This is a genomic window from Roseiarcus sp. (assembly GCF_052145395.1).
Lineage (GTDB): Bacteria > Pseudomonadota > Alphaproteobacteria > Rhizobiales > Beijerinckiaceae > Roseiarcus.
On sequence record NZ_JBKQOT010000601.1, the window covers coordinates 1 to 11,585 of the forward strand.

Below are 11,585 nucleotides of genomic sequence, written 5' to 3' on the forward strand. Positions count from 1 at the left end.
GAACGTCGCCTCGCCGGGATGCTCGAACACCACGTCGACGTCCTTCTTGCCGGTGACGTCCCAGATCGCCTTGCCGAACTTGCGCGCCTCCGCCATGTAGGCGCTGTATTCGGGCGTATTCACCTTCGGCAGCTGGCCCCAGCAGTTGAAGTTCTTCCGGTTGATGACGCCCTTGGCGCCGAGCGACATCACGTATTCGCGCTTGCTCTCATCCGAAATGACGCCGATCGCGTTGGCGCCGGCAGCGGCGCAGAGCTGGACGCCGAACACGCCGAGACCGCCCGAAGCGCCCCAGACGAGGACATTGTCGCCTGGGCGCAGGCGATGCGGTTCGTGGCCGAACAGCATCCGATAGGCCGTGGCCAGCGTGAGCGTGTAGGAGGCGCTTTCCTCCCAGGTCAGGTGCTGCGGGCGGGCCATGAGTTGGCGATCCTGCACCCGGCAGAATTGGGCAAAAGAGCCGTCGGGAGTCTCGTAGCCCCAGATGCGCTGCGATGCCGAAAACATCGGATCGCCGCCATTGCACTCCTCATCGTCACCGTCGTCCTGGTTGCAGTGCACGACGACCTCGTCGCCGACCTTCCATCGCTTGACCTTCGACCCGACCGCCCAGACGATGCCGGAGGCGTCGGAGCCGGCGATGTGGTAGGGGTTCTTGTGCACGTCGAGCACCGAGACCGGCTCGCCAAGCGCCGCCCACACGCCGTTGTAGTTGACGCCCGCCGCCATCACCAGAACGAGGACGTCGTGGCTGTCGAGCGGCCAAGTCGGCACAACCTCGATCTTCATGGATTCTTCGGGGGGCCCGTGCCGTTCCTTACGTATGGTCCAAGCGTACATCGACTTCGGCACATGCCCGAGCGGAGGGATTTCGCCGATCTCGTAAAGATCCTTCACCGGAGCTTCAGCCGATAGATCCTTATCGGCGGGACGGATGGTCATGGGCTTCCTCAAATTCGGCGTTTTGGCGACGAAACGCTTCTCGGCCGGCCCCGATATTGCGCCGCACAATCCAGCATTGCCGTTCAGGCGGCGAAAATCAATCCACCTTTTCGTCGCGCCTGCGGCCAACGTGCGACGATTTGCCGACGCCCGTCGGTCCGCCGATTCGCTATGACAATGTGGCGCGAGCCCCCTTTTTCTGCGATTGTGCCTCGCACAAAAATGCGGGCGCACGCGGTCCCGGCTTTTTGAAGCGTGCGCCTCGGACAATGAAGCATCCGCTCGCGCATGCGGGCGGATGCGCGAGGTGAGGCGATGGCGGAGACGGACGAGCAGGCTCAGACGGCGCGGCGGGACAAACCCTGGATCTTCCGCACCTATGCCGGGCATTCCACAGCGCGCGAGTCGAACAAGCTCTATCGCCAGAATCTCGCCAAGGGCCAGACCGGCCTCTCGATCGCCTTCGACCTGCCGACCCAGACGGGTTACGACAGCGACCACATCCTGGCGCGCGGCGAGGTGGGAAAAGTCGGCGTCGCGATCTCCCATATCGGCGACATGCGCGCCCTGTTCGAGGAGATTCCGATCGCCTCGATGAACACTTCGATGACCATCAACGCCTCCGCGCCGTGGCTGCTGGCCCTCTACATCGCCGTCGCCGACGAGCAGGGCGCGCCGCGAGCCCAGCTTCAGGGCACGACCCAAAACGACATCATCAAGGAATATCTGGCGCGCGGCTCCTATGTTTTCCCACCCGATCCTTCGCTCAGGCTGACCAAGGACATGATCCTGTTCTGCGCTCGCGAGGCGCCGAAGTGGAATCCAATGAACGTCTGCTCCTACCATCTGCAGGAGGCCGGCGCGACGCCGGTCCAGGAGCTCTCCTACGCGCTTGCGACCGCCATCGCCGTGCTGGAGCGCGTCCGCCAGTCCGGCGAGGTCGACGAGAAGGGCTTCGCCAACGTGGTCGGCAGTATCTCATTCTTCGTCAACGCCGGCATGCGTTTCGTCACCGAGCTCGCCAAGATGCGGGCGTTCGTGGAATTGTGGGACGAGATCACCCGCGACCGGTTCGGCGTGAAGGACCCCGCCAAGCGCCGCTTCCGCTACGGCGTCCAGGTCAACTCGCTCGGCCTCACCGAGCAGCAACCGGAGAACAACGCCTACCGGATTCTCATCGAGATGCTATCGGTGGTGCTCTCGAAGGACGCGCGCGCCCGCGCCGTCCAGCTGCCGGCGTGGAACGAGGCGCTCGGCCTGCCGCGGCCGTTCGACCAGCAATGGTCGCTGCGTCTCCAGCAGATCATGGCCTTTGAGACGGACCTCTTGGAGTTCGGCGACATTTTTGACGGCAGCAGGGAGATCGCGGCGCTGGTCGCCAGGCTCAAGAGCGAGGCGCTTGCCGAAATCGCCGCGATCGACGCGATGGGCGGCGCCGAGAAGGCGATCGAGACCGGCGCGCTCAAGGCCAAGCTTGTCGAGTCCAACACCCGCCGCCTCGAGGCGATCGAGCGCGGCGAGCAGATCGTGGTGGGCGTGAACGCCTTCACCAATTTCGAGCCTTCGCCGCTGACAGCCGGCGAGAATTCGATCATGGTTCCCTCCGCCGAAGCGGAGGCCGAGCAGGTCGCCAGACTCAAGGCGTGGCGGGCTCAGCGCGACGAAGCCCGGGTGCGCGAGGCGCTCAAGACGCTGCGGGCGGCCGCTGCGAGTGGCGTCAATATTATGCCGGCCTCGATCGAAGCGGCCAAAGCCGGCGCGACCACCGGGGAGTGGGGCAACGCGCTGAGGGCAGAGTTCGGCGAGTTCCGCGCTCCGACCGGCGTCTCGCCGCGCGCCCGGCAAGCGGCGGCGGGACTCGACACGCTGCGCGGCGAAGTCGAGCGCGTCTCGCTCAAGCTCGGCCGCCGGATCAAGTTTCTGCTGGGTAAGCCGGGCCTCGATGGCCATTCCAACGGCGCCGAGCAGATCGCGGCGCGCGCCACCGACGCCGGCATGGAGGCGGTCTACGACGGCATCCGCCTCACTCCCGCAGACATCGTCGAGCGGGCCAAGGAGGGCGTCCACTGCGTCGGGCTGTCGATCCTGTCGGGCTCGCACATCGCGCTCACCGAGGAGGTGATCGCGCTCATGCGCGCAACCGGACTCGAGCGCGTCCCCCTGATCGTCGGCGGCATCATCCCGCCCGCCGACGCCGAGCGGCTCCGCGCGGCCGGCGTGGCGGCAGTGTATACGCCCAAGGATTTCGAGATCAACGCCATGCTCGGCGCGATCGTCGCCGAGATCGAGCGGCGCTTCGACGAGGGCGCTAAGGCCGCTCGCAGCTGAAAGCGCCTTTTTTAGAATTCGGAGGCGGGCGCCGCGTGACGCTCGCCATCAGCCGTGCCCGGCGAACAGGAGGATCCCCGCGACGACGAGAGTCAGCATCGATGTGACGTAGGCCGTCTGCAGGGTGATGTTTTTCCACCAAAGGATGCGCGAGAACATGGCGCACTGTTGCGGGAGCATCTCGAAGTGCCTGTCCGCGTCCGCCAGGAACTCGAAATCCTCGGGGTCGATCCTGCGCCGGATGGGAAAACGGTCGCGCCCGACATGCGGGAAGCGCGGGTATACTGAAATCAGCAGATTCACGAAAATGAACAGGAACGGCGCGAGCAGGACTGGCAAGGTCAGATAGTGAGGATAAGCGTCTTTGTACTGGATGACCGTGCCCATCATGATCGCGACGAAAAGCACCGCGATGTTCGCCTTGATGTCGCTCAAGCGAATCGAGTCGCTGTAGCCGGCGATCAGATTTCGGAGTTGAGCGTTTCGGTCTGACGCCATTTCCAGCGCTCGCGGTTTTGTCCTAGGTGTACCAGACGTAGATCAGCAGCAGGATCGTGATAAATATGCACACGATCGACAGCATGAAGCTGATGTTGATGTAGAGGGTCTTCCACCACAGAAGCTCGGAGAGGACCGCGCAGCGCAGCTTCAGCTGCTCGATCTCGTCCTCGGTCTGGGTCACGTTGGCGAAATCGTCCGCGGTCGCGGTCCGTGAGACGAGGAAATTCTTTGCTCCGCGCTTGGGGTAGCGCGGGATGAGGACCATGAACAGGCAGACATAGACGATCAGGAACGGCAGCAGCACAAACGGGATCGGCAAATAGGTCGGGAATTTCGGATAGTTGTATAGAATCGGCCCCATCATGAATGCGACAAACAGGATCGCGATGTTCGCCTTGAAGTCGCTCGCCCGGATGGCGTCGGTGTATCCGGCAATCAAACCGCGATACGGCTGGGCGGGATCAGAGGGGGGCTTACTCATCCGACGTTCCGACGCTCCAAACGCTGGCGAGCGGGGCGCGTCCCGGTCGGATAACGGCTCAATCCCCGCCAATTCAAACACAAGATTCGCGTGAACGGGGACAATCTGTCAAGTCGCGCGGCGACGCGTTCACACCTCGCTGTCGACCGGCGGCGGCCAGGCCCTGGGGCTGTAGTCGGCTTTGCGGATCGCCAGCACGGCGAATAACATCACGATGCTCGCGGCCATGACGTAATAGGTCGAAGCAAGCGGATTGCCGGTCGCGCCAACGAGCCCGGTGACGACGTAGGTCGCGGTGCCGCCGAAGATCGCGACGCCCAGCGAATAGCAGATCGCCAGGCCCGTCGAACGGACCTGGGGAGGGAAGATCAGCGGGATCAGCATGATGCCGACGGCCACGCTCGCCGCATGCAGCAGGCTGAGAACCGTGATCGCCGCGACCAGCGTCGGTCCGCTCGGGTTGGCGACCAGAAGCTTCATCACCGGAAACCATGAGCAGGAGGCGCGGAACGATCGCAACCGCTCGGACGCCGAAACGATCGGCGAGCAGTCCGCCGGCCAGCGACCCCATGGCGCCGGTCACTCCCAGCGTCACCGTGCCGAGCATCGCAGTCGATTCCGGTAGATGCAGCGTCCGGACCGCATAGGGCGTCATGGTGATGAGGAAATACTGGGTGATCGTTCCGCCGCTGACCAGCGCCAGACCGAGGAGCAGGCCCGGCCAGTTGTCCCGAAGGACGTTCCCCACCATCGCGCCGGCGCCGGCGCGCCGATGAGACTCCGGCGTCTCGAGGGTCTCGACCAGCTGGCTGCGGATGTAGACCCCGATCGGCGCGATGAACACGCCGAGCGCGAAAGGCACGCGCCAGCCCCAATCGTTGAAGCTCGATTTGGTCAAGCACAGCGCCAGGATGAGGCCAATAAGGCCGCTTGCGAGGCTGCCGAGGTTCTGGCTGGCGAGCTGCCAGCTGGCGAAGTACATCCGCCGTCCGGGCGGGGCGGCCTCGAGCATGAACATGGTCGCAGGCCCGACTTCGCCGCCGACGGCGAAGCCCTGCAGCAGGCGCGCGAGAATCAAGAAGATCGGCGCCCAGGCGCCGATCGCGTCGTAGCCGGGCGTGACCGCGATGACGGCGCTGCCGATCGCCATCAGGCCGATCGACAGGGTCATCGCCGGCTTGCGTCCGGCGCGATCGCCATAGGCCCCCAGCACCGCGCCGCCGAGCGGACGGGCGATGAACCCGACCCCGAACGTGGCGGCCGACGCCAGATCGCTGACAAAGACGTTGTCGGAGGGAAAGAACGCCTGGCCGATCAGGCCGAGAAAGGTCGCATAGACGGTGAAGTCGAAGAATTCGTATCCGTTGCCCAGAACGGCGGCGAAGACCCCTTTCGCGTTGAGCGTTGGACGCGCAGCCTTGGACGTGGTCACCGACTCGGCCAATAGCGGCACTCCCTTGGGTTGCGCCAGCGTTTCAAGCCGCGGCCGCTATGTCAACGCGGTCGGTGTTATAGCGGCAGTCGCCCGCGGCGCTGACGCGTCTTGGCGACTGCCGCCGCCGCGATCGCCGTTGCGGCCTCGACGACAATTCCTGCCTGGCCGAGGTCCGTGACCCTCGGCGACCGCCCGTTCCGCCAGCAGGCATCGCAAACGACGAAGGCGTGAAAGCCCAGCGCTGCGGCGTCGCGTGCGGCGCGGTCCACCGCGCCCTCCTCGCCGCACAAGACCAGGGTGGTTGCGCCGAGATCTTCGAGATGCGCCTCGAGACGGTCGTCGTCGAAGGCGCCGGCCTCAGACGCGGGCGCATCGATCGCCGGCAGATCCTCGCGGCGCCACGCCTCGATCAGGGCCGCGATTTTCGCCCTCACGGTCGCGTCGCCGGCCGGGTCGGGCGCGCCGACAACGATCAGCGTCGCGTCCGCCGGCAGGCGCATTTACGGCCGACGCGGCGCGAGGGCCCAGTAGTCGAGATCGAGGATGACGTTCGGCTCGTAACCGTCGCCCTCGCGCAAAGGAAAGTCGGTGCACGGACGGTTCTTGGTCGCGACCGTGCGGACCCGCAGGGCGCCGACGTCGTCACGGCCGGGCAGAACCGAGGTTTCCAGAATTTCGCTCCAGGCGAATACGGTGTCGCCCGCGAACAGCGGCGCGACGTGCCGCCCGCCGTTGATCGCGGCGATGTGGAAGGCGTTGGCGAGGCCGTTGAAGCTCAGCGCGCGCGCGAGCGAAATGACGTGCCCGCCGTAGATCAGGCGCCGGCCGAACCGGCCCTGCCCCTCGCTGTGCTGGTTGAAATGGACTTTGGCGGTGTTCTGGTAGAGGCGCGTGGCGATCATGTGCTCGGCCTCCTCGACGGTGATCCCGTCGACATGGTCGATCCGCTCGCCGGCGACATAGTCCTCGAACCGGTTCGGCGAGCCGCTGAGCGTATCGTCGTAGGCCGCTCGCTCGATTGCGGGGCAAGCCGAGCCAAGGTCGGCCAGGGCGACCGCCTCCACGAGCTTCGGCACAACCGCGTCGGGCGCCGGCGAGTGGTGGTCGCGCTTGCGCACCATCACCCAGCGGACATAGTCGAGCACCGTGTCCCCATGCTGGTTGAAGCCGCGCGAGCGGACGTAGACGACGCCGCTTTGCTTGTTCGAGTTCTCCTTGAGGCCGATCACCTCGGACGTCGAGGTCAGCGTGTCGCCGGGATAGACCGCTTTCACGAACCGGCATTCGGCGTAACCCAGATTGGCGACGGCGTTGAGCGACACGTCCGCCACGGTCTTGCCGAACACCACGTGAAAGGCGAGCACGTCGTCGATCGGGCTTTCTGGGTAGCCGATCGCTTTTGCGAACGTGTCTGCGCTCTGGAGCGCGAAGCGCGTCCCGTAGAGCGCCGAGTAGAGCGAGGCGTCGCCGGCGTTGAGGGTGCGCGGCGTGGCGTGCCGGATGGTTTCGCCGATGCGAAAATCTTCGAAAAACCGGCCGGCGGCGGTCTTGGATGCGGTGGCGTGGGTCATGGTCATGGCTCAGAACACATTCGGGTAGATGTAGTAGACGATGATCCGCTCGAGGAGCATGACCCCGAGAAGAAGGACGATGGGCGACAGATCGATGCCGCCGGTGTTGGGCAGGAAATTGCGGATCGGCCTCAGGAATGGCTCGGTCAGGGCGAGGAACATATTCCAGGCGGCGCGGACGAAATCGTTGCGGATGTTGACGACGCCGAAGGCGATCAGCCAGGAGAGGATGGCGCCCAGGATCACGACCCAGGTGTATAAATTCAGGACGATGAGGACGATGTCGAGAATGGCGCGCATATGTTCTCCTGAAGGTCCGGGCCCGCCCGCCCATTGGCGAGATTCGAACGCGAGGCCGCCGCCCCGACGCCGTTGACACGGAAAGGGCGCGCACGTAAAGAGCGGCGCGACGGGGCTGTAGCTCAGATGGGAGAGCGCTGCAATCGCACTGCAGAGGTCAGGGGTTCGAATCCCCTCAGCTCCACCAAAAACACCTGAAGGGTAGAATATCAAGCAATTTCAATAGTGTATGTCTTCGGCTCGAATGAGCGCGTACCCTTCTGCGTACCGCGATTGCGTACCCCACTCCAAAGAAATTTTGTCGATGCCGCACGAATACGTGTGCCCGCGCGCAGCGCCGTGGACAACCTGCATGCTGGAAGTCCCCGGCTCCCTACTCGTACTGCACGGGCCTTGGGCCCGATGAACGACAGTAACCGCATAGTCGCGCCATTGCGTCACGACCTCCGGTCGGCTCTGTGGCGCGTTGAACCAACGGGGCTCGCCCGACGCGGGCAAATGCCGAAAACGCCCGCCCGGCTCGCGCGGGCGGGGCCTTGGCGCCGATCACTCGGCGCTGGCCTTGCGGCTGCGGGACCAGATCAGCGAAGCGCTTCGACCAGGCGGCGCTGATCTCGGCCTTGCCGACGAACACGCGGTGGGAACGGGCGTTGTCGTTGGCTCGGTTGGTTTCGGGCGCGATGCGCACGGTCTTGGCCTGCACGCTGAGCGTGACGATCTGACCCTGGAACTCGTTGCCGGCCTTCTTGAAAGAACCGATGCTGGCCATTTGAAGTCTCCATTCTGTTTCAAAGAGCCCGCGACTGCCGCGGCCTCGATGGCGATCGAAAGGCCGGAAGCGATCGGCGCCGCATCTGGAACGGACCGCAGCGGAGCGGAGGACGCCGTCCGAAGAACTTTGTTGCCTCGCGAGGAATGCGCGTGAGCGCAGGAGAAGAAAGTTCGGTGTCCGGCGTTGCGGCCCAGACGATCGAGGCGCAGCCGGCTTCCGGACAGATCAAGCCGAAAGAGGACGCCGCGGTCCGCGCGCGCCATGACAGGGGAATCGGAGACGCGTGGCTTGCCGTCGGCCCTTCCAAGGACAGGGGCGGCGCCCATGGTCAAAAATCGCTCGGCCTTTGCAGGCGCAGGCTGAAGGTCTCGAACGCTCGCGCGATCGCCTGGGCGATATGCTGTTCGTCGTCGGTCATGAGATCAGTCCCTTCCGATGAGGCCGTTGCCAGAACCGTCGGCAACGACCCACGTCTCATCCATGGTTTGCGTAGGCGGGCGGCCGAGTGGCGTGGCCGCCTGGGCATGGGCGATCTGCGCCATACGCAGACGACCGGCGGTTACGATGACAAAGCCGCCTAAACCTTACGCCGAACCAAGGGCTGCTGTTGCCCGAACGGCCGCGGTGCAGCCGGCGCAACCACATTCGTTTGGTCAGTGAAGGTTTGACGCGCTTCTCGATTCCCCGGAGAGGCGAATCGATCGGGCAAGCCACCGAAATCGTTGCTGTCATCCAACTCTTCCGGTTCAGGTTCTCCTGTAGCCCGCACGTCGCCCTTCTGGGCTTGGAGTTGCGCGGCCTGGGCGGTTGCGATCAATCGGAAATAGTGTTCGGCGTGCTGAAGATAGTTCTCCGCGGCGATAGCGTCGTTGCCGGTGTGAGCGTCATGCGCCAATTGAAGGTATTTTTCGGCCACGTGCTGCGCCGTGCCGCGAATTCTGACGTCGGGGCCGTGCGAGTCAAACGAACGAGTCAAGGGGTTGGGTTCACGACCGCGATTTATTTGGCGTCCGCGAATTCGGTCTTTCTGACCAAGTGACATTTCAAATCCTGAAGGTTCAACCGCTCCTGCAGGGAGCGTGTCGGAGCTTTTGCGGGTCGGCGCGGCGTTCGAGGCGTCGCAGCGCCGCACCGTCAAGTCTCCATGAAGCGCCCGGACTCTGGCGCTGAGCGTGTCGTGTCAGATCTGGTGCGACGAAGCGTCAGATTCGGTCTGTCGATTTCGTCCAAAGTTTGCGCGCCAAGCGGTCGCCTGATCGGGTTTTCGGCGAACAATTGCGCTTTCGAAAGCAGTAGCGTCGCTGAACGTCGCCAATTTGAGATCGCTAACGCCCACCCAAATGCTAGCAGTATGGGCTTCCGTCCGGACTCCGACGGCATCGCGACGATTGCAGCTACATAACCCTTTCTTCCTTCAATGCAAGGGCAACAACGTCGCGCTTCAGCCTGCGAAGGAAGGGCGGCGCGCTCGCTGACATTGATCTGGCGCTGCCGCGCTCACGGTCGGCCATTCTCGGCGTCGTCATGGACATCGTCTATAGGGCGGCCGTTCTCGGCGAATTCTTTCCTGGCGAAGCGGCTATCGTTGCGGTCCTGCTCGCCTTCATTCCGTACCTTCTGCTCCGGGATCCGATGGGACGAATTGCGCGCCATTGGATCGCCCGGCCGGCTTCCTGCTGATCCGTCAGCGACGCCCGGATCGACGCCATGTAGGAGACGCTGATCCTCGCAACCAATGGTTCCGTCGTCGCTTGGCTCACGCGCGGCGACAGCGGAGAGGCATCCGAAGTCGCAATTCGGGCGGACAGGCCCATTGCGCGCTCCGCTGTAGCTGGCCGTCCATTGCATGAGGCGGTCGTTGCGCGCGGTCCTTCATGAACACCGAGACCGAGATTGAACAAGCGTAACCCGACTACCATGCGGGCCGCTTTGGTCAGATCCAGGGTGTCCGACAATCTTGGGCTGCTCCGAGCGGTCGTCCGCCGGCGGCTCGTCAGCGCAAGAGACCGTTCGTCACTCGAACAGATTTCTCAAGTGATCGTTCAGGAAGCGGCCTGCCGGGTCCATTTTGCGGCGGATCGCCTGGAAGTCATGAAAGCGCGGATAGAGCGACGGCATGTCTTCTGCGCGATTGAAATGCAGCTTGCCCCAATGTGGTCGCGCTCCGTATTGCCTGAGGATCGCGTCGACGTCGAGGAGATAGTTCCAATAGTCGATCCCCGGGCCGCCGGAGACGGAGACCGTCACGCTGGCGCGCTGGTAATAGGGGCTCAGCATGCCCGAATCGCCAGCGACGAAACGATATTCGACCGGGTAAATGCAATTCGTGTGCTTGGTTAGCGTCAGCTCGCGAATTTGTCGCAAGGCCTCCTTGCCGCGCTCGACGGGGATCGCGTATTCGAGTTCGTGAAAGTTTGGGACGTATTCGATCGGATAGATTTCCGAACTGTAGGCGACCCGCTCGAAAGTTTTCTCGTTCGAGTAGGGCGGCTCGTGGGTGAGGTTCATCACCTTCATCTCGCAGACGTCGTGCTCGCGCTTGACCGCCGACACTTCGGCGACGTCGGGCAGGCAGTAGAGATGCCGGGACTCGGCGACTGGGCACCAGAAGAAACTGAAATGGCGATTGTTTGTCGCCAGGCCGTCGTGCCTTTCCATGCAGGCCTCGAAATCGTCGCGCCAGAGGCTTTCCTTGAGGTTGTACGCGGGGACCGCCTGCAGCGTGATCGTCGAAATCACGCCGAGCGTGCCGATGGAAACCTGTGCAGCGGCCATCGTTTCGGGATCCCGGTCGGCGTCGACGTCAAAGACCGAACCGTCCGGCTGAACCAGCCGCATGCCGACCGCCTGGGACGACAGGCAGCCAAGACCGATTCCGGTGCCATGCGTGCCGGTCGACAGGGCGCCGGCGATCGCCTGGGTGTCGATGTCGCCCTGATTGGCAAGCGATAGCCCAATCTCCTTGAGAGCGCGGCCGATTTCGCCGATCCTCGTGCCTGCCCGCACGACGACGCGCTTGCGATCGAGGTCGGCGCTGACAAGCCCTTGCATGTTCTTCAGGCTTAGGAGCAAGCCGCTGGTCGCAACGATCGGTGTGAACGAATGGCCGGAGCCGGCTACGCGGATGGAAAGATTTTGACGCGAAGCCTCGCGCACGAGCGCAGCCAATTCGTCTTCCGACCTGGACTCTGCCTTGTGCCGGGCGATGAAGGATTGGTTGCCAACCCAGTTGCGCCAGTGCCCGCCCGGCCCGAG

Annotated in this window: 12 protein-coding genes and 1 tRNA gene; 3 read left to right on the forward strand and 10 right to left on the reverse strand. The window is 64.1% G+C overall.

What is annotated here, in order from left to right; translation table 11 throughout:
* A partial coding sequence (gene ccrA, locus ACLP25_RS20640; RefSeq protein WP_442471025.1) for a crotonyl-CoA carboxylase/reductase occupies positions 1-942 on the reverse strand: 942 nt, incomplete at its 3' end.
* Positions 943-1,257: 315 nt separating this feature from the next.
* Between ccrA and ACLP25_RS20645 the strand changes: the two genes are divergently transcribed.
* Positions 1,258-3,270 (forward strand): methylmalonyl-CoA mutase family protein, encoded by a 2,013-nt coding sequence (locus ACLP25_RS20645; RefSeq protein ID WP_442471026.1) that lies wholly within the window; start codon positions 1,258-1,260, stop codon positions 3,268-3,270.
* 48 nt (positions 3,271-3,318) lie between these two features.
* Here ACLP25_RS20645 and ACLP25_RS20650 read toward each other — a convergent pair whose 3' ends face one another.
* The 6 genes from ACLP25_RS20650 to ACLP25_RS20675 form a co-directional block, all read right to left on the reverse strand.
* Positions 3,319-3,768 (reverse strand): hypothetical protein, encoded by a 450-nt coding sequence (locus ACLP25_RS20650; RefSeq protein ID WP_442471027.1) that lies wholly within the window; start codon positions 3,766-3,768, stop codon positions 3,319-3,321.
* 22 nt (positions 3,769-3,790) lie between these two features.
* Positions 3,791-4,252, reverse strand: a complete 462-nt coding sequence (locus ACLP25_RS20655; protein WP_442471028.1) for a hypothetical protein — start codon at positions 4,250-4,252, stop codon at positions 3,791-3,793.
* Positions 4,253-4,325: 73 nt separating this feature from the next.
* Positions 4,326-5,696, reverse strand: coding sequence for an MFS transporter (locus ACLP25_RS20660; RefSeq protein WP_442471029.1), 1,371 nt, complete (start codon positions 5,694-5,696; stop codon positions 4,326-4,328).
* 65 nt (positions 5,697-5,761) lie between these two features.
* Positions 5,762-6,187, reverse strand: a complete 426-nt coding sequence (locus ACLP25_RS20665) for an isochorismatase family protein (RefSeq protein ID WP_442471030.1) — start codon at positions 6,185-6,187, stop codon at positions 5,762-5,764.
* Positions 6,188-7,258: a MaoC family dehydratase gene (locus tag ACLP25_RS20670; protein ID WP_442471031.1), complete on the reverse strand. Its 1,071-nt coding sequence runs from the start codon at positions 7,256-7,258 to the stop codon at positions 6,188-6,190.
* Between the two features lie 9 nt (positions 7,259-7,267).
* Positions 7,268-7,558: a YggT family protein gene (locus ACLP25_RS20675; RefSeq protein ID WP_442471032.1), complete on the reverse strand. Its 291-nt coding sequence runs from the start codon at positions 7,556-7,558 to the stop codon at positions 7,268-7,270.
* 111 nt (positions 7,559-7,669) lie between these two features.
* On the opposite strand from ACLP25_RS20675, the gene ACLP25_RS20680 reads away from it, so the two are divergent.
* Positions 7,670-7,745: transfer RNA gene (locus tag ACLP25_RS20680), tRNA-Ala, on the forward strand.
* A gap of 186 nt (positions 7,746-7,931) precedes the next feature.
* On the opposite strand, the gene ACLP25_RS20685 is transcribed toward ACLP25_RS20680, so the two are convergent.
* Positions 7,932-8,327, reverse strand: coding sequence for a DUF736 family protein (locus ACLP25_RS20685; protein WP_442471033.1), 396 nt, complete (start codon positions 8,325-8,327; stop codon positions 7,932-7,934).
* Positions 8,328-8,907: 580 nt separating this feature from the next.
* Positions 8,908-9,462, reverse strand: coding sequence for a DUF4167 domain-containing protein (locus ACLP25_RS20690; RefSeq protein WP_442471034.1), 555 nt, complete (start codon positions 9,460-9,462; stop codon positions 8,908-8,910).
* Positions 9,463-9,854: 392 nt separating this feature from the next.
* Here ACLP25_RS20690 and ACLP25_RS20695 point away from each other — a divergent pair, with 392 nt between their 5' ends.
* Positions 9,855-10,010: a hypothetical protein gene (locus ACLP25_RS20695; protein ID WP_442471035.1), complete on the forward strand. Its 156-nt coding sequence runs from the start codon at positions 9,855-9,857 to the stop codon at positions 10,008-10,010.
* 333 nt (positions 10,011-10,343) lie between these two features.
* Here ACLP25_RS20695 and ACLP25_RS20700 read toward each other — a convergent pair.
* A partial coding sequence (locus tag ACLP25_RS20700) for a D-arabinono-1,4-lactone oxidase (RefSeq protein WP_442471036.1) occupies positions 10,344-11,585 on the reverse strand: 1,242 nt, incomplete at its 5' end.

Coding starts and splice junctions, on each gene's coding strand:
- ACLP25_RS20645 (WP_442471026.1), top strand. CDS start 1,258: ATGGCGGAGACGGACGAGCAGGCTCAGACGGCGCGGCGGGACAAACCC.
- ACLP25_RS20650 (WP_442471027.1), bottom strand. CDS start 3,768: ATGGCGTCAGACCGAAACGCTCAACTCCGAAATCTGATCGCCGGCTAC.
- ACLP25_RS20655 (WP_442471028.1), bottom strand. CDS start 4,252: ATGAGTAAGCCCCCCTCTGATCCCGCCCAGCCGTATCGCGGTTTGATT.
- ACLP25_RS20665 (WP_442471030.1), bottom strand. CDS start 6,187: ATGCGCCTGCCGGCGGACGCGACGCTGATCGTTGTCGGCGCGCCCGAC.
- ACLP25_RS20670 (WP_442471031.1), bottom strand. CDS start 7,258: ATGACCCACGCCACCGCATCCAAGACCGCCGCCGGCCGGTTTTTCGAA.
- ACLP25_RS20675 (WP_442471032.1), bottom strand. CDS start 7,558: ATGCGCGCCATTCTCGACATCGTCCTCATCGTCCTGAATTTATACACC.
- ACLP25_RS20685 (WP_442471033.1), bottom strand. CDS start 8,327: ATGGCCAGCATCGGTTCTTTCAAGAAGGCCGGCAACGAGTTCCAGGGT.
- ACLP25_RS20695 (WP_442471035.1), top strand. CDS start 9,855: ATGGACATCGTCTATAGGGCGGCCGTTCTCGGCGAATTCTTTCCTGGC.